The sequence below is a fragment of the Photobacterium lutimaris genome (assembly GCF_003025555.1).
In the GTDB taxonomy this organism is placed as follows: Bacteria; Pseudomonadota; Gammaproteobacteria; order Enterobacterales; family Vibrionaceae; genus Photobacterium; species Photobacterium lutimaris.
Map to the genome: position 1 here is coordinate 1 of NZ_PYMH01000019.1, position 21771 is coordinate 21771.

Below are 21771 nucleotides of genomic sequence, written 5' to 3' on the forward strand. Positions count from 1 at the left end.
GACTATCATTTCACGAGTGCCCACACAGATTGCATGGTCAAATTGTTAAAGAACAATACTGATTGGTTAGCGGCTTAAGTTGCCGTGCTCCGTGTCAGTGAGGTCGCATTATAGAGAGTTCGATCACGTTGGCAAGGCTAAATTCAAAATAAATTCATCTTTTGAGCCTAACTGTGCAGTAATCAAACAAAGGCGGTGTTTTTCGATATTATTTACACCACACCAAGGCTAATCTGACAATATAAACTTAATTTTTAAGGCTCTGCGCTATGGTTAAATCTATTCGTCCCTATAAAAATACTTATCCGACTATTTCTTCCAGCGCCTATGTCGATCCATCTGCAATACTCATCGGCGATATTACTCTGGGAGAGGATGCCAGCATCTGGCCTTTGGTTGCAGCCCGCGGGGATGTGAATCATATAAAGATAGGAGCAAAGACCAATGTTCAAGATGGCACCGTCCTGCATGTATCACGAACCAGTAACGAAAAGCCGCATGGTCACCCTTTACTCATTGGAGATGAGGTGACAATTGGACATAAAGCCATGCTACACGGCTGCCAAATCGGCCATCGTGTTTTAGTCGGTATGGGCGCTATTATTCTAGATGGTGCGATTATCGAAGATGATGTGATGATTGGCGCAGGTAGTTTGGTACCACCGGGCAAGGTACTAAAACGCGGCTTTCTCTATATAGGTTGCCCAGTAAAGCAAGCGCGCGCTTTAACCGATAAAGAGCGCGCTTTCCTGCCAAGCTCGGCAGACAATTACGTCAGGCTGAAAAACGAATATCTCACAGAAGAATAGGGTTAGGCGATATCGATATCGCCATCGACGTTAAACTCTTCATCTTCAATCAAGGTTTCGGCGATGTCTTCCAAATCGAAACGATGTTGGGCAAACACAGCAAGGACAGCGGCCTCATTAGCAAGTATTTGCCCATACTCTTTTTCAAGCCAGGCTAAGCTAACCCAACAATGTATCAGTGCACCACCTTGTTGTGCGGGAAAGTTCACGGCTTGGCGCTCACTGTCCCACGTTTGCATGTCAGCAAACAAAATATCTTGATTCATAATGCTCTTTACTGTTGAAGTGTACGGCGCAATTCATTATGCACCTGTTTTGCCCCAGGCCGAATGCCACGCCACAACATAAAACTCTCTGCAGCTTGACCGACCAACATCCCCAGACCATCCAGCGCTACTCTAGCACCATGCTCTTTGGCCCAGACATTAAATGTCGTCGGCTCGGCACCATAGACCATGTCGTAGCAGGTCACTTCAGGGCGGATCAAACTGGCAGGGATCCCAGGTAATTCACCGCTGAGGCTCGCCGAGGTCGAGTTAATAATCACGTCAAATTCATTACCCTCGAGTTCAGGCAAGGCCGATGCCTTCACTGGACCATGGGAAGAGAACAATTCGACAAGCGCCCCTGCTTTCTCCACTGTCCGATTAGCAATAGTCAGAGAACTGACACCTTGTGCCAGTAGTGGCAACACCACTCCACGAGCTGCACCGCCCGCACCGATAAGCAGGACTCTTTGTCCTTTCAATAAGGTACTGTGCTGAATCAGATCCTGCACTAAGCCTTCACCATCGGTATTATCACCGAGAATAACGCCGTCATCGAGCTTTTTCAGGGTGTTCACAGCCCCAGCCAAGCGAGCTCGCTCGGTCAGTTGATCGGCATAGGCAAACGCATCTTCTTTAAATGGCATCGTGATATTGCAGCCACGACCACCAGCAGTAAAAAATGTATCTGCTGCCTCTTTAAATCCGTCTACAGGTGCAAGCTGCGCTTCATAGCGCATGTCCTGCCCAGTCTGACGGGCAAAGAGTGTGTGAATAAAAGGAGATTTACTCTGGGCAATCGGGTTGCCAAAAACAACATACTTATCCATCAGCCGGGATTCCGTGTTTTCAAACCAATAAAAAGGGCCAGTATTTCTACTGACCCTATCATTGCCGATTCAATGACTCAAATCCTTTGAGCCCTTACCAGCTCCGCGGCTTAAGGTAGTTGTCATAAAGATCAGCTTCCTTTGAACCCGGCTCAGGGGTATAGCTATATTCCCAGCGGGCGAGGGGAGGCATGGACATCAGGATTGATTCCGTGCGACCACCGCTTTGCAGACCGAACAAGGTGCCACGGTCATATACCAGGTTAAACTCCACATAGCGGCCACGGCGGTACAATTGGAACTGACGTTCACGTTCGCCATAGAGGGTAGGGGAGCGCTTCTCGACAATCGGCAAATACGCATCCAAATAACCATTGCCCACGGCCTGCATATAAGCAAAGCTCTTTTCAAAGCCCCAAGCATTGAGGTCATCGAAAAACAGACCACCCACGCCGCGGGTTTCGTTACGATGAGGTAAGAAGAAATATTTATCGCACCAAGCCTTGTGCTCATCATATACCGACTCACCAAATGGCTGACAAAGCGCTTTGGCGGTATCATGCCAATGCTGGCAATCTTCTTCGAACGGGTAGAACGGTGTCAGATCAAAGCCGCCACCAAACCACCAGACAGGATCTTCACCTTCCTTTTCAGCAATGAAGAACCGTACATTAGCATGAGAGGTCGGCACATACGGGTTACGCGGGTGGATCACCAGCGACACCCCCATCGCTTCAAAGCTACGCCCAGCAAGTTCAGGCCGATGTGCCGTAGCAGATGCAGGCATCTGTGCGCCAAAGACATGAGAGAAATTAACACCGGCCTGCTCAAAGAGTCGGCCCTCGCGTAACACTCGGCTACGACCACCGCCACCTTGCTCACGCTGCCACTGATCTTGCTCAAAACCCGCTTGTCCGTCCTGCTCAGCAACGGCATTACAGATCCTATCTTGCAGATCCAGTAAAAAGGCTTTGACGGCATCTTTATTCACTTGCTGCATTATCTTAATCCTATCCTTGGCGGAAAATATTGCCGGTGATGGCATCACGGATTTCAGAAGGGTTATCTCGCCCTCCAGTTTCACCCTGCAAAATTGCTGATAATTGGTTACCAAGCTGGGCTTCAACATCGGCAGCCGTACGTCCGGGCTCTTGGCCTGTCAAATTGGCGCTGGTCGAGGTCAAGGGCTTACCAAAAGCAAGACAGAGCTGCTGTACCAAAGGGTGATCGGTTACTCGCACTGCAATCGTATCAAACTGCCCGGTCAAAAAGCGCGGAACACCCGGCTTCGTAGGCATGACCCAGGTCACCGGTCCCGGCCAGGAGGCAAAGATTCGGGCTTTCTGCTCTTCGTTCAACGCACTGTCATCGATATAGGGAGCCAGTTGCTCATAGTTGGCGGCAATCAGGATCAGGCCTTTTTCAATCGGCCGCTGTTTGAGCGCCAATAACTTGCTGACCGCTGTTTCACTATCAGGATCACACCCCACACCGAACACGGCTTCGGTTGGGTAGGCAATAACGTCCTGCTGCTGCAGGGCTGCAACTACTTGGTTAAGGTTCTCCACAGGTACCTCTTTGAAATGACTGACGTCGGTTGTAACGTTCTGTTTACCTATCTTACCGACTCCTTCCTAACAACTCCACGCTCTATAATCATTGTTGCAATTTACCTGACGCAAACGTTTTCCTTCACGAAAAATACTCGTATAATGCGCGGCACATGCATTAATACCTCACCGTTTAGTTACCCCAAAGGAGATCGGGATGAAAGTTGGGATCATCATGGGTTCAAAGTCAGATTGGCCAACCATGCAGCATGCGGCTGAAATGCTGGACCGTTTCAACATTGCCTATGAAACCAAAGTTGTATCAGCCCACCGTACTCCACATTTATTGGCTGAGTACGCAGAGCAAGCAAACACCCGTGGTATCAAAGTGATTATTGCCGGTGCCGGTGGCGCTGCCCATCTACCAGGAATGACTGCAGCCTTCACCAGCCTGCCTGTACTTGGGGTACCGGTTCAGTCCCGCGCCTTGAAAGGGATGGATTCTCTACTCTCAATTGTCCAAATGCCAAAAGGTGTTGCTGTGGGTACCTTGGCTATCGGAGATGCCGGTGCCGCCAATGCAGGCCTGCTGGCAGCACAAATCATCGGAACCCAAGATAGCACGGTCATGGCCGCTATCGATGCGTTCCGCAAAGAGCAAACCGATACTGTTCTTGCCAACCCGAATCCGGCTGAGGAAGCATAATGAAAGTACTGGTACTTGGTGCAGGGCAACTTGCCCGTATGATGTCACTTGCTGGCGCACCACTGAACATCGAAGTCTTTGCTTATGATGTCGGTACTGGCAACGTCGTGCATCCCCTAACCCAGCAGGTGATGCTGAAAGGACTCAATACGGCTATCACGTATTCCGATGTGATCACTGCAGAGTTCGAACATATTCCCCACGAAGTGTTAGATATCTGCGAGCAAAGCGGTAAGTTCCTGCCGACCACTGACGCCATCAAGGCTGGCGGTGATCGCCGCCTTGAAAAAGCACTACTCGACAGTGCCGGAGTGGCCAATGCCAAATACCACCTGATCAACAACCGTGAAGATTTAGATACTGCAATGGACACCGTGGGTCTGCCGATGGTATTGAAAAGTGCCTTAGGTGGCTACGATGGCAAGGGTCAGTGGCGTCTGAAACAGCGTGACGATGCCGACACAATTTGGCAGGAGATGGCTGAATTCATAGCACAAACCGATAACCAAGCCATTGTTGCCGAAGAGTTTGTCCCGTTTGACCGTGAAGTTTCTTTGGTCGGTGCCCGCGGTAAAAACGGTGATATTTCGGTATACCCTCTGGCAGAAAATACCCACACCGATGGGGTATTGAGCTTGTCAGTTGCGATGACCGACAACGAAGCCCTGCAAAACCAAGCCGAAGCGATGTTCCGCTCTCTGGCTGAGTCCATGGATTATATCGGTGTATTGGCCATAGAGTTCTTTGATGTCGGCGGCAAGCTGCTGGTCAACGAAATCGCACCACGGGTACATAACTCCGGTCACTGGACCCAGCAAGGTGCCGAGACCTGCCAGTTCGAGAACCATTTACGTGCCGTGACCGGTTTGCCATTGGGCAGCACAGCCCTGCTGCGTCCGACCGCAATGATCAATATTCTGGGTGAAAACCGCTTGCCAAGTGCGTTACTGAGCCACCCCCAGTGCCATATTCACTGGTATGGTAAAGAAAAACGCCCTGGCCGTAAGATGGGACATATCAATGTCTGTGCCGATACCCAAGAGAACTTGGCTGTGTCACTAAGCACCATTGCCGACCATCTCGACCCAACTGCGTTTCCCGCCCTGAAACGCTAGTGAACCACCATACACAACAAAGCCAGCATGATGCTGGCTTTGTTGTTTCTTGAATACTCACGGCTAACGCTTGCCCTAACGATGCTTACTCCTGGTATGCATGGCAGCGTCGGTCAGCACATTGCAGCTTAATACCGCTGGCCAATTTCTTCTCAACCAACAGATCAAAACCACATGTTTGGCACTGGCCTTCTACCGGCTTGGCATTGACCGCAAAGCGGCAGCCCGGATACTGATCGCAGGCATAAAACACCTTACCGTATCGTGACTTTCTCTCAATAAGGTTTCCCTTCTGGCACTCAGGGCAGGAGACTTGAGTCGACTCGGCTTTTTTCTCTGGCGATTCAATATGGTGACATTGCGGGTAACCGCTGCAACCGATGAACATACCATAGCGTCCTTGGCGCAATACCAGCTCTTCGCCACAGTCGGGACAAGGCTGGCCCAAATGTTTGACGATATGGCCATCATTGTTGGCCTGGGACTTGATATATTCACACGCGGGGTAGTTGGTACAGCCCAAAAAAGGGCCGCGCTTACCGTTGCGCATCGCCAGTGGTGAGCCGCATTCCGGGCACAGGTTTTCATGCTCTAGCGCGTGCTCATGGGCACTAAACAGCTGGGCGTTAATTTTTCCAGACATACGACTCAATCATCTTCAGTAACAGCCCACCGACACGGACTTAGTGTATGTAGCCATCTTCCATGCCATACAGCAGCTCTTCCATTTGGCTGTAGGCGCTTTCATTGCCCGGCGCATTGAATAGAACCATCAATATGATCCATTTCAGGTCATCAAGATTAAAGTCTGAGGTTTCCAGCGCCATAATCCGGTCAATCACCATTTCCCGGGTATCAGCGCCCAGCACATGAATTTGCTCTAGGTAAGTCAAAAAACCCCGACAAGTAGTATCCAGACGTGACATTTCTTGCGCCGTATAAATACGCATCGCCGTCACAGAACTGGTGTTCATATAAGGCGTTTCTTCTGTTTCTTGCAGGGCCGCGAGCTTTTCCAGCCACTCCAACGCCTTGTAAATATCTTCCTGGTGAAAACCAGCACGAAGCAACTCTTCGGAAAGTTCATCCTGATCAACCATGAGCTCCGCATCGCTGTGGATATAGGTTTCAAACAGGTACATTAGGATATCCATCATAACTAGCCCCTCCTCGTTCTGACATAGCCACCTGGTACAGCAGCGACCATTCCTTGCAATTCCAATTCAAGTAACTGCATCATGACTTCATGAACGGGTAGTCTACTACGTTCAGCAACTACATCTACGGGTGTTGCCTCATTGCCTACGTTAGCCAACAGCGCTGGAAATGGCAATTTATCATTTTGAGGTTGTGGGACACAATGAACTGACTGACTACTTTTTGCGCACTCTGTCAGTACTCCGACATCCTCAAAGATATCGACCGGCGTTTCTACTAATTTAGCACCGTTTTTTATCAGTGCATGACAGCCCCGGCTCATCGGGTTGTAGATCGAACCGGGTATGGCAAAAACATCCCGGCCTTGCTCAAGTGCATAACGAGCAGTGATCAAGGATCCGCTTTTTTCCTCAGCCTCTACCACTAATACGCCGACCGACAACCCACTGATCACCCGGTTACGCCGAGGAAAGTGCTGGGGACGCGGTGATTCATCGGGCCAGAACTCCGATACCAGAGCTCCTTGATCGGCAATCGTATCAGCCAAGTCTCGATGTTTGGCGGGATAAATACGGTCGAGGCCTGAGCCTAATACCGCCACAGTGGCGCCACCATTTTTCAGCGCGCTGTAATGGGCCTGACCATCGATACCCAACGCCAAGCCACTGCTGACGACATAGTTCGCCGCCACCATGGCAGCAGCAAACTCTCCGGCTGCCTCCAAACCGTCAATACTGGCAGCCCGACTACCGACAATAGCCAGTTGTGGCTCATGCAACCAGCGCGTCTCACCCCGGACAAACAATAAAGGAGGGGGAGACGGGATCTCCCGCAGCAGGGCCGGATAAAGCGAGGAGTCAAGGGGGATGATCTGCTGGTTGGGCTGTTGGTGCCAAGCGAGGCAGCGATCGATACGCTGCTGCGGCGGAAAGGCCAGGTGCTGGCACTGACGTTCACTCAGGCCGATCTGCCCCCGTTCCCGATCGGACATCGTACACAGCTCACTGGGTGTGGTGCGCTCCAGCAGGCGGCTTATCCGAAAGCCGCCAAGCTGTGGAGCGGAGGCCAGGGTAAGCCAGTCACTAAGCGATGACATCCTACCGGTTTAACCTTTCCGGGGTGATACGACGCGAGCCCCTACCCTGAAAGGCTCGATTGCCCGAGTCACCACGGCGAGACTGAAGTATTCATAAGGACGGATCACTATTACCTCACCGATTAAGATATCTTGCAAACGGCCTGATTTCGAAGGCGAGAAAAGCGAAGACGACAACAGCTGGGTATCAGGCTCACTGTACTCATAATTGCCTTTGTCGCCGGTGTAACCCGCCCCGGGTCGAATGATGCTAAGTACATGACCAGCTTCCAGGCCATCAAGGTGACCCTGGTTGAGCACGACAACTTCATGAGTTGCGATATAGGCCATTCCTCCCATAGTGGCTACGACCTCGGCCTCGGAGGCGGCCGGAGAAGGGGAGGGAGAGAAACTCATCGCTCCGTCATGTTTTGGCAATGGGGCAGGAAGCAACACATCATTGGGCTTAACTTCCTGGTAAGCATCGGTCAACACGACCGCACTGGTCATCTCGGTAACGCTCACTACTTCGCCTCGGGCAACTTCTTTCAGGCTCGAGATTTTGGTCATTTCCCCTGACGCTAATTTGCGCTCTAGCGGCGGAGCTGACCGGTAAATCCCCCACCGGTCGCCAACAACCAATGGTGTATCGACCCAGATCGTCCCCCCTCTGGCGATATATCCCTGAGCCAAGCTGTCACCAATCACATGAGGTAGATTAGCTCGCTCCCTGTCCATCAGTAACTTATCCTCAGCGAGATAAGGCAAGAGCAACTCAGCAGGCAAGGTGGTCACCGGTTTAGGGGTCACTTTTATCTTGGGCGACAAGTAGCGCACCGGTTTACGCAGCAAACGAGGCTGGCCACCAACAAAATGCAGGTGAAGCTGGTCTCCGGGGTAAATCCAGTGGGGATCAGCCACCGTGTTACGATTGCTCTGCCATAATTCTGGCCAACGCCAGGGACTGGCCAGATAGTGCGCTGAAATATCCCAAAGGGTATCCCCCTTCTTAACGGTATAGACGGCAGGCGCCCCTTCCTTGACGCTAAGCGCTAGAGATTGGGCATAAACGGCACCCCCCATACTGGCGACTACCAGCCACACTCCCCACGACACCTTTTTCCACTGCTTCATCATCCCCCCACTACCGCTAGGCTTAAATTATCAGGCTGTCACTGACCTTGCGTGGTGTCCAGAACACTGTGTCAGTTCGCCCATAGTTTTCGGCAGGCTTCACTTTTTCCAGCCTCACGATTGCAATTTACCAAGAGGGAGCAAACCGCAGACACAGAAGGTCCATGCAACGGGGTACTATGATTTGCCCTTTAAAATGACTAGAATTAGAACAATTAAACGATCCCAGTTATCAGTACTGCCTTTTAAAAAGAGTGTCTATGTCTGTATTGCAAGTATTAACATTCCCTGACGAGCGCCTGCGCACCGTTGCCAAACCTGTCGAAGCCGTAACGCCTGAGATCCAGAAATTTGTCGATGACATGCTGGAAACCATGTACGAAGAAGAAGGGATCGGTCTGGCAGCCACTCAGGTGGATTGCCACCAACGCATCGTGGTGATCGATCTGTCGGAAGAGCGCAATGAGCCAATGGTACTGATCAATCCAGAAATCATCGAAAAGCGTGGTGAAGACGGCATCGAAGAAGGTTGCCTGTCAGTTCCTGGTGCCCGTGCCCTCGTGTCACGAGCGGCTGAAGTCACGGTAAAAGCCCTAAACCGTGATGGCGAAGAGTTTACCTTTGATGCCGACGACCTACTGGCTATTTGTGTCCAGCACGAGCTTGACCACCTAGAAGGTAAGCTGTTTGTTGATTACCTATCGCCACTGAAGCGTAAGCGTATTCAAGACAAGCTGGCCAAGATCAAACGCTACAACGAAAAACACGCGAATAACGCCTAATTCGCCTACCTGATTTTAAGGACGCTACCTTGAGCAAACCTTTGAAAATTGTTTTTGCTGGTACTCCGGATTTCGCCGCCCGTCACTTGGCGGCGTTATTGTCTTCGGAGCACGATGTCATTGCGGTTTACACCCAGCCGGACCGCCCGGCAGGTCGCGGCAAAAAGCTGACGGCCAGCCCCGTCAAGCATATTGCCCTTGAGCACGGTATCCCGGTCTACCAGCCGGAGAACTTCAAGTCAGATGAAGCCAAGCAAGAATTGGCCGCTCTCGATGCCGATATCATGGTGGTGGTGGCTTATGGCCTGTTGTTGCCACAAGCGGTACTGGATACCCCAAAGCTGGGCTGTATCAATGTCCATGGCTCTATCCTGCCACGCTGGCGTGGTGCGGCCCCAATCCAACGCTCGATCTGGGCTGGAGATGCCGAAACTGGCGTGACCATCATGCAGATGGATATCGGCCTGGATACCGGTGACATGCTGCAAATTGCTACCTTGCCAATCGAGCCGACCGATACCAGTGCCTCGATGTACGAAAAGCTGGCAGAGCTTGGCCCCGTCGCTCTGGTTGATTGTCTGGCCGATATCGCCGATGGTAAAGCGGTTGCGGAAAAACAAGATGATGCGCTAGCCAACTATGCCAAGAAACTGAGCAAAGAAGAAGCCTGCATCAACTGGGCGGATGATGCCGCCCACATCGAACGCTGCATCCGCGCCTTCAACCCATGGCCGATGAGCTACTTCACCGTCGCCGAGCAGAACGTGAAAGTCTGGCATGCCAATGCCGAAGCCGATAACCAAGGCAAGGCACCGGGCACAGTTCTCGCAGCAGATAAGCAGGGGATATTGGTGGCAGCCGGACAAGGGGCACTGCGCCTGACCGAGCTTCAGCCGCCGGGCAAAAAAGCGATGAAGGCACAAGATCTGCTGAACTCGCGCCGCGAATGGTTCGAACCCGGCACGGTACTGTAACCTTCCAAGGGCCAGTGCTTGCACTGGCCTTACTTTTTTCAACCTGCCTCCACCGCAATACGCGACGGGAGTTAGGTCAATACATCAGGAAATCTGCATGAATGTAAGAGCTGCAGCAGCCAAGGTTATCTATCAAGTGGTTGATCAGGGCCAGTCTCTTTCTACCGCACTGCCAGCTGCCCAACAAGACATCAAGGAGCGTGATCATGCGCTGCTTCAAGAGATGTGCTATGGCGTACTGCGCTGGCTTCCACGCCTTGAGTCGGTGACCCAACAACTGATGGACAAGCCGCTCAAGGGCAAACAGCGCGTCTTCCATCACCTTATTCTTGTCGGCCTCTATCAGCTGGGTTACATGCGCATCCCAGCCCATGCGGCGGTTGCCGAAACGGTCAATGCCACTAAGAATTTAAAAAAGCCGCAGCTTCGCGGCCTGATCAATGCCATTTTACGTAACTACCAGCGTCAGCAAGAGAGCCTAGATCAGCAAGCCATCAGCCATGATGCCGGCCGTTACGGCCACCCGGGCTGGTTACTCAAGCTTCTCAAGGCTAGTTACCCAGAGCAGCTCGACAGCATCACCACCGCCAACAATACCAAAGCGCCGATGTGGCTGCGGGTCAACCGCCAACACCATAGCCGCGATGCCTACCGCGTATTGCTTGACGAAGCCGGTATCGAAACCGATATCCACACCGAAGCGCCAGATGCCCTTAAGCTCCACGCGCCGTGCGATGTCAGCAAACTGCCGGGTTTTGCCGAGGGTTGGGTGTCGGTGCAAGATGCAGCCGCCCAGTTATCGGTTGAATACCTCCAGCCACAAGCAGGTGAGCTGATCCTTGATTGCTGTGCCGCGCCTGGGGGTAAAACCGCCCATATCATGGAGCGCCAACCGGATACCCAAGTGGTTGCTATCGATTGTGATGACAACCGTCTAAAGCGAGTGCATGACAACCTGCAGCGCCTGAACCTAACCGCTCAAGTGTTGTGTGCCGATGCCCGCTACCCGGAAGAATGGTGGCAGGGCGAGCAGTTCGATCGCATTTTGCTGGATGCCCCTTGCTCGGCCACCGGTGTGATCCGCCGCCACCCGGATATCAAGTGGCTGCGCCGTGCCGATGACATTGCCGCTCTGGCCCAGCTCCAATCGGAAATTGTTGATGCGATGTGGCAGCAGCTCAAGCCGGGCGGTACCTTGGTATACGCCACCTGTTCGATTACCCCGCAGGAAAACAGCGAACAGGTAAAAGCGTTCCTTGAGCGCACTGCTGATGCCGAGCTGATCGGTAGCGACCGCCAGCAACCCGGCCGCCAGATATTGCCTGGCGAACAGGATATGGACGGCTTCTACTATGCCGTTATGCGCAAAGCGATCTAAATAACCGATAGCGGAACTTGACCTTCAAGTTCCGTTTTTTGTTTATATTTCGGGATTTTATGCAGGTAATTCAGCGGTCAGCCTTTCTATCGCTGCAAACTAAGTTATTCTAAATGAGCAGAGTTCTGCATGACCCTTCTCCCGAAGCGTAGTAACCTACAACGATTCTATTAATCAGGCATATGCTATGAAAATTATCATTCTCGGAGCCGGACAGGTCGGCGGTACCCTAGCCGAAAACCTGGTTGGCGAGAACAACGATATTACTATCGTCGATAAGGACCCTGAGCGCCTGCGCGAGCTGCAAGACAAATATGATCTGCGTGTCGTACAGGGCTTTGCCAGCCATCCCCGCACCCTACGTGAAGCTGGGGCACAGGATGCCGACATGCTGGTTTCGGTGACCAACTCCGATGAAACCAATATGATCGCCTGCCAGATCGCCTTTACCTTATTCAACACCCCCAACCGGGTGGCCCGTATCCGCTCACCGGAATACCTCAAGGAAAAGGACCAGCTGTTCCAGTCCGATGCGGTGCCGGTCGATCACCTGATCGCCCCGGAAGAGCTGGTAACTGGCTATATTGAACGGCTGATAGAATACCCGGGCGCTTTGCAGGTCGTCGGGTTTGCCGAGGACAAAGTCGGCCTGGTGGCCGTCAAAGCCTATTACGGCGGTCCACTGGTCGGTAACGCCCTGTCAGCACTGCGTGAGCATATGCCGCACGTCGATACCCGAGTTGCCGCGATCTTCCGCCAGGGCCGTCCAATCCGCCCTCGCGGCACCACGATTATCGAAGCTGATGATGAAGTCTTCTTTGTCGCCGCCAGCAACCATATCCGATCGGTGATGAGTGAACTCCAGCGCCTCGAGAAACCCTACAAACGCCTGATGATTGTCGGCGGGGGTAACATCGGTGCCGGTCTGGCCCGTCGTTTGGAACAAAACTACAGCGTCAAACTGATCGAACGTAACCCAGAGCGGGCCGAAAACCTGTCCGAGATGCTGGAAAACACCATTGTATTCTGTGGCGATGCATCCGATCAGGAACTCCTGAGCGAAGAGCACATAGAACAAATCGACGTATTCATTGCCGTCACCAACGATGATGAAGCCAACATTATGTCAGCCATGCTGGCCAAGCGGATGGGGGCCAAGAAGGTCATGGTGCTGATCCAGCGCGGGGCCTATGTCGACCTCGTCCAGGGCGGTACCATTGATATTGCGATTTCGCCGCAGCAAGCGACGATCTCTGCCTTGCTGACCCATGTCCGCAAAGCCGATATCGTCAACGTCTCCTCGCTGCGCCGCGGGGCTGCCGAAGCTATCGAGGCGATTGCCCACGGTGACTCGAGCACCTCCAAGGTGGTTGGCAAGGCTGTGGGTGAAATCAAACTACCTCCGGGCACCACCATTGGTGCGGTTGTCCGTGGTGAAGAAGTGCTTATTGCCCATGACCGCACGGTGATCGAACAAAATGATCACGTGGTGATGTTCCTGGTCGATAAGAAATATATCCCAGACGTCGAACGCCTGTTCCAACCTAGTCCGTTCTTCCTGTAGTAGCCAACATGGTCAACTTTCGTCCCATTCTGTTTGTGATCGGGCTGGTCTTATCCAAGATCGCCCTGTTCATGTATGTCCCGACCCTGGTGGCCTTCGCCACCGGGACCGAAGGGTTTATCGACTTCGCCACCGCCGTCATAATCACCCATGTGGTGGCATTCCTGTGCCTGACATTCGGCCGGACCAACGAGTTCAAGCTTGGCGTGCGGGATATGTTCCTGATCACCACGCTGGTCTGGACCATTGCCAGTGCCTTTGCCGCCTTACCGTTTGTCTTTATCAACCATATCAGCTTTACCGATGCCTACTTCGAGACCATGTCGGGGATCACCACCACAGGCTCGACCGTGCTCAGCGGACTGGATGATATGGCGCCGAGCATCTTGCTGTGGCGCTCCACCTTGCAGTGGCTCGGCGGGATCGGCTTTATCGTGATGGGGGTGGCTATCTTGCCGATGCTCAATGTCGGTGGTATGCGCCTGTTCCAAACCGAGTCTTCCGACTGGTCCGATAAAAGCTCGCCACGGACCAAGAGCGTGGCCAAGAATATCGTCAATGTCTATCTCAGCCTGACCGGGCTTTGTTTCCTCGGTTACCTGCTGACAGGGATGAATACCTTCGACGCGATCAACCATGCCTTTACCACGTTGTCGACTGGTGGCTATTCAACCTCAGATGGCTCGATGAACCACTTCTCGAACAGTGCCCACTGGGTAGCGATTGTGTTCATGTTTGCTGGAGGCTTGCCATTCCTGCTCTTTGTTCAGGCGCTGCGCAAACGCGAAGCCCGCTCCTTGCTGAGCGATGCTCAGGTAAGGGGGTTTACTCTTTTGGTATTCAGCGCAGGCCTGGCCGTGGCGCTGTGGCTGACCTGGCAATTGGATTACCGTTTCATTGATGCGTTTAGGGTCTCGCTGTTCAACATCATTTCGGTGGTGACGACTACAGGCTTCGGGCTGGATGACTTTACCGCCTGGGGGCCATTCCCGACTATCGTATTTGCCTTCATCATGCTGGTCGGTGGGTGCTCGGGCTCGACCGCCGGGGGGATCAAAATATTCCGTTTCCAGGTCGCCTTTGCCCTGCTGCGCAAGCAGATGATGCAGTTGATCCACCCGTCAGGGGTGTTTATCCAACGCTACAATGGTCGCCCGGTTACTGATGGTATTGTCCGCTCAGTAGTGGCTTTCGCCCTGACGTTTGTCCTGACCATCGTGGTGGTTGCCGCGATTCTCAGCATGTTAGGACTCGATGCTATCACCAGCATTACCGGTGCCGTGACAGCGGTCGCCAATGTCGGCCCCGGAATGGGCAATGTGATCGGCCCGACCGGCAACTTTGCGACCTTGCCCGATCTAGCCAAGTGGACGTTGAGCTTCGGTATGCTGATGGGAAGGCTGGAAATCCTGACCGTATTGGTGGTGTTCTTCCCGGCGTTCTGGCGCAACTAACCCAGTAGAAAGACACCCTAAAGAAAAAAGAGAGCCACTTGGCTCTCTTTTTGTATCAATCGCAAACCGGTTAATCGCACCGCTTATACTGGCGTAACATAAAAATAAATCGCCAGGAAATGGCAGACCGTGCCTCCCAGTACAAACACATGCCAAATAGCATGGTTGTAGGGAATACGCTTATTGACATAGAACACCACCCCGACGGAATATACGATACCGCCCGCCGCCAGCAGAACCAGCCCCCCCGTGGCCAGAGACATCGCCAATGGGTACAACGCGATCAATGACAACCACCCCATGGTCAGATAGGTCGCCAATGACAAGCGCTTGAAGCGATATACGAAGGCAATTTTCAGCACAATACCGACTAAGGCAATTCCCCAAATCACCGCCATTAAAATAAACGCCAGCGGGGTGCGCAGGGTGATCAGAAGAAACGGGGTGTAGGTCCCAGCAATCAGTAGATAAATGGCACAATGATCAAAAGTCTTCAGTGCCCGCTTGGCCCGCTCGGACGGGATCGCGTGATAGAGGGTCGATGCCAGATAGAGCAAAATCATACTGGCACCATAAATACTCAAGCTGGTAATACTCAGCACATCGGCCCCGGTACTGACAGCCTGTATCAGCAACAAGACCAATCCTATGATCCCAAACACCATGCCAAGGCCGTGGCTGATGCTGTTTGCCACTTCCTCCGTGACCGAATACTCCGAGCCGGTCGCCAACTGCTCTGCCATTGCTGTCGTCCTAAATATAGAGTTTATGCTCAATAGAATAGCAGTATGGCATATTTAGCTTACAGGTGTAAGCTGAAATAAGCGTTTTTCATCACTCGCCCTTGTTTCGAGAGCGAGGCCACAACTTACACTGAGTTAGGTGGCTTGATCTAAAAAGGTCAATACCCGCTCACCCGCCTGTTGCGGATGTAAGCTGGCAGGGATCTCACAGTAGCGCTTGAGCTCGCCACGCCCCAGCATGCCTGACAACATACCGCTAAAGCCACGCTGGCGCCGGTCAATTTCAAACCACATCTGCAAACCCGATTCATCACGGTAGACCACCACCTCCAGCTCGCGCCAGCGACCATGATAGGGGCCGGATACCGGTATGAATTCAAATTCCTGGACAAACGGCAGGGCAAAGCCCTTGGCCGCCTCGCATTCCACTTGACGGATCCGAAGCCCGGCCAGCTCCAACGCCGAAAAAACGCCGTCCAACAGCGGATCGGGTCTGACCGTCAGTAGATCTTTATCCTTGGCATCAAAAGCCAACGGCATATCGAGGTGCGTCTCGAGCCAGACATGGGAATCACCGATGGTGATAGGGGTGTTGAAAGGCAGCGACAAACTCACATCGAAATGGCGCGCTTCATGGGCACCAATAACGAACGAGTAGGGCAATGACCATTCGGCCAAACGACAGGTTTGGGTGATCTTTTCCTTACGGTGCTGACTATCCCCCCGGCTGCTTTCCACTTCTTCCTCGTAGCGGCAACACAGGAACAGGAGGATATTGTCGATTTGCTGCTCTACCTTTCCGCCATGTACCTGTATATCAATAGCCAAGGGGTCTCCAGGGATCAACACGCCCTGTGGTAGCACGGTATCAACCCGAGCAGAACCAATGCCAAGGCTGGCCAAGCTTTTGCGGAATAATGACATCAGGGCATCTCCTTTGCTGCACACGCATGACCATCACGATCGTATGCACACTATCAATATGAAATGATACTTATATTGCAGTGAACACCCTGTTGCCGCAAGGGCAGACTTAGCGATCTGGAGCACAAACAAAAAAACGAAGCCTTAGCTTCGTTTCTCGGATTAACGCAACAGTTCGATAGTAGCCTGTCTGGCTGCTTCCGGATCGCGGGCCATAATGCCATCAACCACTTGCTGGTGCAGCTCAAGCTTGAGCAGCTTCTCGCGGGTGATCACCCTGAAATAGCTCTCGAACACCGCTTTGAACAAATTGCCGAACGGGCTGATAAAGTGATTGCCCGAGGCAAAGTAAATCAACTGGTGGTAACGGGTATCAACGTCGACCCAGCGGTCTTGATCAAACTTTTCGCCCAAGGCATGCATCTCGGCCATCAGACGACATAATTCTTCGCGATCGGCGTCATTGGCATTAACGGCAGTTAGGGCGGCAGCCTCAGGCTCAAGCGAGATCCTTACCCGCTGGAACTCAGAGACCAAATCACTTTGCTGCTCGAAGTTAAGCCAAGCCAGCAGATCTTGATCCAGATAATTCCAGTTCCGCTTCGGCAATACCCGGGTACCGATACGCGGACGGGGCAACACCATTCCCTTGGCCGCCAGCATTTTGATGGCTTCGCGGATAGCGGTCCGGCTGACACCGTACATTTCGCCCAGCTCTACTTCACCCGGTAGAATTTCTCCCGGTGCGGTTTCCCCACGCAAGATCTGTTGCCCGATAGACTCTGCCAGTTTATAGGACAAATTACGGCTGGTAACCCGTCGCTGCTGATCGTGATCCATTAACTCCCTCCAGAGGCTGTAGTTATTGTCCTGCCGTTGCTTGCCAGACAGGTCCTTATCGCCAGTAATGGCAGCATTAGACCACAAAGTGAAACCAGATAAACAGCTTATCTTCACAGATGACGAGACGGGTATCATTTCGCTTCCAAAGCTTGGTAAAAAACAAACATTAAACACCTTAACAGCGGTCAAATAACACTCGACTTAATGATAGGTTGTTGCTATTCTCGCCGCGAAAATTAAACACCATTTTATTTCTGCACAGGAACGGCCCTGCCAACGATAAAGATGCTGAAATATTATATTCACCCTGGCCACGGAAGCGCCTGACCAATAGGTAAAACATGCGCCCAGCCTCGTTTGTCAGGTACAGCACACCTCGCAGCCCATCCCGTCTGCGCAGTACCTCACACGCACCAATACTCAAAAGCAAAACAACCAAAGCCGCTGTTCCGTCCCAGCCAGTGATCCTAGCTCCTCACCAGGCCGTCACCTGCGGCGACAACGAAAAAGCAGCGTAGCACCACTTTGCGTTCAGGGCAGCCTCCGGCTGCCCTTTTATTTGTCCCCACCGATTTGTATCCGTCCTTGCTTTGTTATACCGTTATCCCACTAAAAATAATAACCATACAGTTAACCAGCCTTTACTAAGCGGAGTTGTTATGAAGACCCATCGCGTCAATGAAATGATCGAGCTCATCCACCCTGAATGGCTCAAAGAACCAGATATGAATCTGGTTGAGTTCTTGCTGAAACTGGCACAAGAAGCCAAGTACGAAGGCAAGCTGGAAGATCTAACTGACGATATCCTTATCTATCACCTGAAGATGCGTAATAGCGAGAAGCTGGAAATGATCCCTGGCATCGCCAAGGATTGCGAAGACGACTTCAAGACCGCTATCTTGCGTGCTCGCGGTATCGTCAAGTGATCCCAGTGCTGGGCCGCCCTGGCCCAGCATATTTCACCTTTCTTTGCCGCTAAGACTCTCTTCAGTCTCTAAGCCTCTTCCCCCCGCCACCTCACACTCTCCGGTATCCGTTGGCTAAATTATGACCTCGCTAGAGTATTCATGCTCCCGCCTGGGATATACTCTGCCGGTAACATTTATTTACCAATTCCAACTTTACGATTACAACGCACTGGCCGGCAACGTACTGGCTGCGCGCTGCCTGTGAGGCAGCATCCAAGGAAAGTACAGTCATGACCCAAGAGAAAATAAAGATTAAGGATGTCACCCCACCCACGGTCAATCCCAAGACCCACAAAGGGGGGACTGACCGCTTCAATCCCGGCAATCGGATTTATGTCCGAGCTGCCAAAGGGGTTTACCAGCAACTGCGCCGCCGTATGGGGTGGTTGTTGATGCTGCTATTTATGGGGCTACCGTGGATCCCCTACGGAGACCGTCAGGGGATCTTGCTCGATATCGGCCAGCAGCAATTTCACTTTTTCGGTACCACCCTATGGCCCCAGGATCTGACCTTGCTGGCCACCCTGTTCATGATCGCGGCTTTTGCCCTGTTTTTTATCACCACTTTCCTTGGGCGGGTATGGTGCGGTTACTTCTGCCCCCAAACGGTCTGGACATTCATCTATATCTGGTGCGAGGAAAAACTCGAGGGCCCGGCCAACAAGCGCCGCAAGCAAGACAGTATAAAACCCACCGCCAAACTCATTGGCCGTAAAATCCTTAAGCATATTGCCTGGCTGACCGTCGCCCTTGCGACCGGCCTAACGTTTGTTGGCTACTTCCTGCCCGTCAAATCCTTGGTGGTTGACTTCTTTACCTTCGGTACCAGCTTCTGGGCTGGCTTCTGGGTGCTGTTCTTTACCGGCTGTACCTATGCCAACGCTGGCTGGATGCGCTCGATAGTCTGTATCCACATGTGCCCCTACGCCCGCTTCCAGTCAGCAATGTTCGACAAGGACACCTATATCGTTGGCTATGATGTCGCACGGGGCGAAGCCCGAGGCCCAAGACCGCGCAAGAAAGATCCCAAAACGCTCGGCCTTGGTGACTGTATCGACTGCAACCTCTGCGTGCAGGTCTGCCCAACGGGGATCGACATCCGTGACGGCCTGCAATATGAATGCATCAACTGCGGTGCCTGCGTCGATGCCTGTGATGAAACCATGATGCGGATGGGCTATGACAAACGCCTGATCAGCTACACCACCGAACACAAACTGGAGGGGCACAGCACCCATATCATGCGGCCCAAGCTGCTCGGTTATGGCGGTGTGATGGTCGCGATGATCGGCCTGTTCTTCTATCTATTTGCATCCGTCCAACCAATGGGGCTGGATGTGCTCCGCGACCGCAGCCAGCTGTTCCGGATCAACAACCAAGGCCTGGTGGAAAATACCTACACCCTAAAAATCCTCAACAAAACCCAGCAAGATACCCGCTATAGCCTCGCGGTCAGCGGGCTCGAAGAGATTGAGTGGTACGGTCCACAGCAAGTCAGCGTTGCCGCCGGAGAGATCTTTACCTTGCCGGTCAGCCTGGGAGTGGACCCATACCTGCTACAAGGCAATATTGCCGATATCACCTTTAGCCTGACGCGGGAAGGCGACGGTCACCAAGTCCAGACCGAAAGCCGCTTTATCGGCGAACTTCGCTAGTGTGTTACCCACTCAGCCAGTGCAAAATAGTGTAAAGAAGGGGCCATCAAAGGCCCTTTCTTATTATGATGTTATAATTGCGTACAATCTGTACCTAGTGGAAAGTCACGATGACACAACAACACGGCTTTAATTTTGCCGACCTGAACCCAGACTTATTGCTTGATGCCCTCGACAGCATCGGCATCCGTGCTGAATCCGGCCTGCTACCGCTCAACAGCTATGAGAACCGGGTTTACCAGTTTGTCGCCGAAGACGGTGCCCGCTATGTCACCAAATTCTATCGCCCTCAGCGCTGGACTGACGAGCAGATCGCCGAGGAGCACCAGTTCACACTTGAGCTGGCGGAGCAGGAAATCCCCGTTGCTGCACCTATCAAGATTAATGGCCGCACCCTGCATCCATTTCAGAATCACCGTTTGGCCCTGTTTCCCAGCGTGGGGGGCCGCCAGTTCGAAGTCGACAATTTTGACCAACTGGAATGGGTCGGTCGTTTCCTCGGCCGGATCCACCAGGTTGGCCAGCGTACGGCCTTTCAACACCGTCCGACGGTCGGCCTTGATGAGTACCTCTACCAGCCGCGTCAGGTCCTTGAGCAATCTGCGATGATCCCCGATCACCTCAAGCATGCTTTCTTCTCCGATCTCGATACCCTGATCCGCGAACTCGAACACCAATGGCATACCGACTGGACGTCAATCCGTCTCCATGGCGACTGCCATCCCGGCAATATCCTCTGGCGTGACGGCCCACTGTTCGTCGATTTAGATGATGCCCGCAATGGACCCGCGGTCCAGGACTTGTGGATGCTACTCAACGGCGATCGCCATGATCAACTCGCCCAGCTCGATACGATTTTGGAAGCCTATTCGGAATTTGCCGATTTTGATCAAAAACAGTTACAACTGATTGAGCCTTTACGCGGTCTTAGAATGGTACATTACATGGCATGGCTAGCCCGCCGCTGGGAAGATCCGGCGTTCCCACATGCCTTCCCATGGTTTGCCGATGCCAAGTACTGGGAAGGGCAAGTATTGGCATTCAAAGAGCAACTGGCAGCCCTCAACGAACCGCCATTGCAACTGATGCCGCAATGGTAATAATACTAATCACAACATCGTAGAAATAACGGCGTTATTTCAGACTTTGATATCAGGGAGTAATTTGATTCATGTTTAAGAAGATCCTAGCTTTTGCCAGCGTGGCGCTGCTGTCACTATCCGTACAGGCGGCAAAATTTACCGAAGGGGAATATTACAAGGTATTGGATCTGCCAAAATCCAGCAGTCCAGTGGTCACCGAATACTTCTCGTTCTACTGCCCGCACTGTAATAGCTTCGAACCCATCATCCAGCAGCTGAAGAAAAACCTGCCGGACAATGCCAAGCTGCAAAAAAACCATGTATCGTTCATGGGCGGCAACATGGGTAAATCCATGAGCAAGGCCTACGCGACTTCTATCGTGCTTGGCGTCGAAGATACAATCACACCGGTACTGTTTGCCCGCGTCCATGACATGCAAAAGCCACCGCGCAACGATAATGAACTGCGCCAGATCTTCATTGATGAAGGGGTGAGTGCGGAAGATTTTGACGGTGCCTTCAACAGCTTTGCCGTGAACTCGATGGTAAACCGCTTCAACAAAGCCTTCCAAGACAGCGGCCTGACTGGTGTTCCTGCGATCATCGTCAACAACAAGTACCAGGTTGAAGCCGGCAAGGTCAAATCCATCGACGAGTACTTTGAGCTGGTGAACTACCTACTGACCAAGTAAGCCACCTCTTACGGACAACAGAATACAAAAAGGCCTGCGGGCCTTTTTGTGTTCTATCCCCATTTAAAA

Annotated in this window: 24 protein-coding genes; 13 read left to right on the forward strand and 11 right to left on the reverse strand. The window is 52.5% G+C overall.

Annotated features, from left to right (window positions below; translation table 11 throughout):
- The first annotated feature begins 269 nt into the window (after window positions 1–269).
- On the forward strand, window positions 270–809 hold the full coding sequence (locus C9I99_RS24635; protein ID WP_107351481.1) for a gamma carbonic anhydrase family protein: 540 nt from the start codon (window positions 270–272) through the stop codon (window positions 807–809).
- 2 nt (window positions 810–811) lie between these two features.
- Here the strand turns inward: C9I99_RS24635 and C9I99_RS24640 are convergent, their stop codons facing one another.
- The 4 genes from C9I99_RS24640 to tsaC all read right to left on the reverse strand — a co-directional run bounded on the left by C9I99_RS24640 (window position 812) and on the right by tsaC (window position 3473).
- Window positions 812–1075 carry a DUF1488 family protein gene (locus tag C9I99_RS24640; RefSeq protein WP_107351482.1) on the reverse strand — a complete coding sequence of 88 codons (264 nt, stop codon included), beginning with the start codon at window positions 1073–1075 and terminating at the stop codon, window positions 812–814.
- An 8-nt stretch (window positions 1076–1083) separates the two neighbouring features.
- A complete protein-coding gene (gene aroE, locus C9I99_RS24645; RefSeq protein WP_107351483.1) occupies window positions 1084–1905 on the reverse strand; it encodes a shikimate dehydrogenase in 822 nt (273 codons plus the stop codon).
- 94 nt (window positions 1906–1999) lie between these two features.
- Window positions 2000–2905, reverse strand: coding sequence for an oxygen-dependent coproporphyrinogen oxidase (gene hemF, locus C9I99_RS24650; RefSeq protein WP_107351484.1), 906 nt, complete (start codon window positions 2903–2905; stop codon window positions 2000–2002).
- 10 nt (window positions 2906–2915) lie between these two features.
- Entirely contained in the window at window positions 2916–3473 is a 558-nt protein-coding gene (gene tsaC, locus C9I99_RS24655; RefSeq protein WP_107351485.1) for an L-threonylcarbamoyladenylate synthase type 1 TsaC, read from the reverse strand.
- A gap of 199 nt (window positions 3474–3672) precedes the next feature.
- Between tsaC and purE the strand changes: the two genes are divergently transcribed.
- Both purE and C9I99_RS24665 read left to right on the forward strand, forming a co-directional pair.
- Window positions 3673–4161 carry a 5-(carboxyamino)imidazole ribonucleotide mutase gene (gene purE / locus C9I99_RS24660; protein ID WP_107351486.1) on the forward strand — a complete coding sequence of 163 codons (489 nt, stop codon included), beginning with the start codon at window positions 3673–3675 and terminating at the stop codon, window positions 4159–4161.
- Window positions 4161–5276, forward strand: a complete 1116-nt coding sequence (locus C9I99_RS24665; RefSeq protein WP_107351487.1) for a 5-(carboxyamino)imidazole ribonucleotide synthase — start codon at window positions 4161–4163, stop codon at window positions 5274–5276. Before purE ends, C9I99_RS24665 begins: the two co-directional genes overlap by 1 nt.
- Before the next feature lie 85 nt (window positions 5277–5361).
- Here the strand turns inward: C9I99_RS24665 and C9I99_RS24670 are convergent, their stop codons facing one another.
- Genes C9I99_RS24670 through C9I99_RS24685 form a run of 4 tightly spaced genes read right to left on the reverse strand, consistent with a single transcriptional unit; the run spans window position 5362 to window position 8646 of the window.
- Complete coding sequence (locus C9I99_RS24670) at window positions 5362–5919, reverse strand: DNA topoisomerase family protein (protein WP_107351488.1); 558 nt, start codon at window positions 5917–5919, stop codon at window positions 5362–5364.
- A 40-nt stretch (window positions 5920–5959) separates the two neighbouring features.
- A complete protein-coding gene (locus tag C9I99_RS24675; protein WP_107351489.1) occupies window positions 5960–6433 on the reverse strand; it encodes a DUF494 family protein in 474 nt (157 codons plus the stop codon).
- 2 nt (window positions 6434–6435) lie between these two features.
- Window positions 6436–7530 (reverse strand): DNA-processing protein DprA, encoded by a 1095-nt coding sequence (gene dprA, locus C9I99_RS24680; protein WP_107351490.1) that lies wholly within the window; start codon window positions 7528–7530, stop codon window positions 6436–6438.
- 9 nt (window positions 7531–7539) lie between these two features.
- The gene (locus C9I99_RS24685) at window positions 7540–8646 is read right to left on the reverse strand and encodes a LysM peptidoglycan-binding domain-containing protein (RefSeq protein ID WP_107351491.1); all 1107 of its coding nucleotides are present in this window, start codon (window positions 8644–8646) and stop codon (window positions 7540–7542) included.
- Between the two features lie 257 nt (window positions 8647–8903).
- Here C9I99_RS24685 and def point away from each other — a divergent pair, with 257 nt between their 5' ends.
- The 5 genes from def (at window position 8904) to C9I99_RS24710 (ending at window position 14795) form a co-directional block, all read left to right on the forward strand.
- Window positions 8904–9425, forward strand: coding sequence for a peptide deformylase (gene def, locus C9I99_RS24690; RefSeq protein WP_208113464.1), 522 nt, complete (start codon window positions 8904–8906; stop codon window positions 9423–9425).
- Window positions 9426–9454: 29 nt separating this feature from the next.
- Window positions 9455–10399, forward strand: coding sequence for a methionyl-tRNA formyltransferase (gene fmt / locus C9I99_RS24695; protein WP_107351493.1), 945 nt, complete (start codon window positions 9455–9457; stop codon window positions 10397–10399).
- Window positions 10400–10496: 97 nt separating this feature from the next.
- Window positions 10497–11777, forward strand: coding sequence for a 16S rRNA (cytosine(967)-C(5))-methyltransferase RsmB (rsmB, locus tag C9I99_RS24700; protein ID WP_107351494.1), 1281 nt, complete (start codon window positions 10497–10499; stop codon window positions 11775–11777).
- A gap of 169 nt (window positions 11778–11946) precedes the next feature.
- On the forward strand, window positions 11947–13341 hold the full coding sequence (gene trkA / locus C9I99_RS24705) for a Trk system potassium transporter TrkA (protein ID WP_338069670.1): 1395 nt from the start codon (window positions 11947–11949) through the stop codon (window positions 13339–13341).
- A gap of 8 nt (window positions 13342–13349) precedes the next feature.
- Entirely contained in the window at window positions 13350–14795 is a 1446-nt protein-coding gene (locus C9I99_RS24710) for a TrkH family potassium uptake protein (protein WP_107351496.1), read from the forward strand.
- Window positions 14796–14878: 83 nt separating this feature from the next.
- Here the strand turns inward: C9I99_RS24710 and trhA are convergent, their stop codons facing one another.
- The 3 genes from trhA to C9I99_RS24725 form a co-directional block, all read right to left on the reverse strand.
- Window positions 14879–15538 (reverse strand): PAQR family membrane homeostasis protein TrhA, encoded by a 660-nt coding sequence (gene trhA / locus C9I99_RS24715; RefSeq protein ID WP_107351497.1) that lies wholly within the window; start codon window positions 15536–15538, stop codon window positions 14879–14881.
- Between the two features lie 135 nt (window positions 15539–15673).
- Window positions 15674–16462, reverse strand: coding sequence for a sporulation protein (locus tag C9I99_RS24720; RefSeq protein WP_107351498.1), 789 nt, complete (start codon window positions 16460–16462; stop codon window positions 15674–15676).
- A gap of 162 nt (window positions 16463–16624) precedes the next feature.
- Window positions 16625–17302, reverse strand: coding sequence for a FadR/GntR family transcriptional regulator (locus C9I99_RS24725; RefSeq protein WP_107351499.1), 678 nt, complete (start codon window positions 17300–17302; stop codon window positions 16625–16627).
- A 344-nt stretch (window positions 17303–17646) separates the two neighbouring features.
- On the opposite strand from C9I99_RS24725, the gene C9I99_RS27265 reads away from it, so the two are divergent.
- From C9I99_RS27265 to C9I99_RS24745, 5 genes are all read left to right on the forward strand, one after another.
- Window positions 17647–17823, forward strand: coding sequence for a hypothetical protein (locus tag C9I99_RS27265; RefSeq protein ID WP_166645518.1), 177 nt, complete (start codon window positions 17647–17649; stop codon window positions 17821–17823).
- A gap of 141 nt (window positions 17824–17964) precedes the next feature.
- Entirely contained in the window at window positions 17965–18231 is a 267-nt protein-coding gene (locus C9I99_RS24730; RefSeq protein ID WP_107351500.1) for a YihD family protein, read from the forward strand.
- Window positions 18232–18503: 272 nt separating this feature from the next.
- On the forward strand, window positions 18504–19928 hold the full coding sequence (ccoG, locus tag C9I99_RS24735; protein WP_107351501.1) for a cytochrome c oxidase accessory protein CcoG: 1425 nt from the start codon (window positions 18504–18506) through the stop codon (window positions 19926–19928).
- Between the two features lie 110 nt (window positions 19929–20038).
- Window positions 20039–21028: a serine/threonine protein kinase gene (locus tag C9I99_RS24740; protein ID WP_107351502.1), complete on the forward strand. Its 990-nt coding sequence runs from the start codon at window positions 20039–20041 to the stop codon at window positions 21026–21028.
- Window positions 21029–21099: 71 nt separating this feature from the next.
- Entirely contained in the window at window positions 21100–21702 is a 603-nt protein-coding gene (locus tag C9I99_RS24745; RefSeq protein WP_107351503.1) for a DsbA family protein, read from the forward strand.
- Window positions 21703–21771: the final 69 nt, after the last annotated feature.

Excerpts from the sequence above, each read along its gene's own strand:
- aroE (WP_107351483.1), bottom strand. The coding sequence starts at position 1,905 with ATGGATAAGTATGTTGTTTTTGGCAACCCGATTGCCCAGAGTAAATCT.
- dprA (WP_107351490.1), bottom strand. The coding sequence starts at position 7,530 with ATGTCATCGCTTAGTGACTGGCTTACCCTGGCCTCCGCTCCACAGCTT.
- C9I99_RS24730 (WP_107351500.1), top strand. The coding sequence starts at position 17,965 with ATGAAGACCCATCGCGTCAATGAAATGATCGAGCTCATCCACCCTGAA.
- trhA (WP_107351497.1), bottom strand. The coding sequence starts at position 15,538 with ATGGCAGAGCAGTTGGCGACCGGCTCGGAGTATTCGGTCACGGAGGAA.
- C9I99_RS24670 (WP_107351488.1), bottom strand. The coding sequence starts at position 5,919 with ATGTCTGGAAAAATTAACGCCCAGCTGTTTAGTGCCCATGAGCACGCG.
- C9I99_RS24640 (WP_107351482.1), bottom strand. The coding sequence starts at position 1,075 with ATGAATCAAGATATTTTGTTTGCTGACATGCAAACGTGGGACAGTGAG.
- C9I99_RS27265 (WP_166645518.1), top strand. The coding sequence starts at position 17,647 with ATGCGCCCAGCCTCGTTTGTCAGGTACAGCACACCTCGCAGCCCATCC.
- hemF (WP_107351484.1), bottom strand. The coding sequence starts at position 2,905 with ATGCAGCAAGTGAATAAAGATGCCGTCAAAGCCTTTTTACTGGATCTG.
- C9I99_RS24720 (WP_107351498.1), bottom strand. The coding sequence starts at position 16,462 with ATGTCATTATTCCGCAAAAGCTTGGCCAGCCTTGGCATTGGTTCTGCT.
- C9I99_RS24635 (WP_107351481.1), top strand. The coding sequence starts at position 270 with ATGGTTAAATCTATTCGTCCCTATAAAAATACTTATCCGACTATTTCT.
- C9I99_RS24745 (WP_107351503.1), top strand. The coding sequence starts at position 21,100 with ATGTTTAAGAAGATCCTAGCTTTTGCCAGCGTGGCGCTGCTGTCACTA.
- rsmB (WP_107351494.1), top strand. The coding sequence starts at position 10,497 with ATGAATGTAAGAGCTGCAGCAGCCAAGGTTATCTATCAAGTGGTTGAT.
- C9I99_RS24685 (WP_107351491.1), bottom strand. The coding sequence starts at position 8,646 with ATGATGAAGCAGTGGAAAAAGGTGTCGTGGGGAGTGTGGCTGGTAGTC.
- C9I99_RS24740 (WP_107351502.1), top strand. The coding sequence starts at position 20,039 with ATGACACAACAACACGGCTTTAATTTTGCCGACCTGAACCCAGACTTA.
- def (WP_208113464.1), top strand. The coding sequence starts at position 8,904 with ATGTCTGTATTGCAAGTATTAACATTCCCTGACGAGCGCCTGCGCACC.
- C9I99_RS24725 (WP_107351499.1), bottom strand. The coding sequence starts at position 17,302 with ATGGATCACGATCAGCAGCGACGGGTTACCAGCCGTAATTTGTCCTAT.
- ccoG (WP_107351501.1), top strand. The coding sequence starts at position 18,504 with ATGACCCAAGAGAAAATAAAGATTAAGGATGTCACCCCACCCACGGTC.
- C9I99_RS24665 (WP_107351487.1), top strand. The coding sequence starts at position 4,161 with ATGAAAGTACTGGTACTTGGTGCAGGGCAACTTGCCCGTATGATGTCA.
- C9I99_RS24675 (WP_107351489.1), bottom strand. The coding sequence starts at position 6,433 with ATGATGGATATCCTAATGTACCTGTTTGAAACCTATATCCACAGCGAT.
- purE (WP_107351486.1), top strand. The coding sequence starts at position 3,673 with ATGAAAGTTGGGATCATCATGGGTTCAAAGTCAGATTGGCCAACCATG.
- C9I99_RS24710 (WP_107351496.1), top strand. The coding sequence starts at position 13,350 with ATGGTCAACTTTCGTCCCATTCTGTTTGTGATCGGGCTGGTCTTATCC.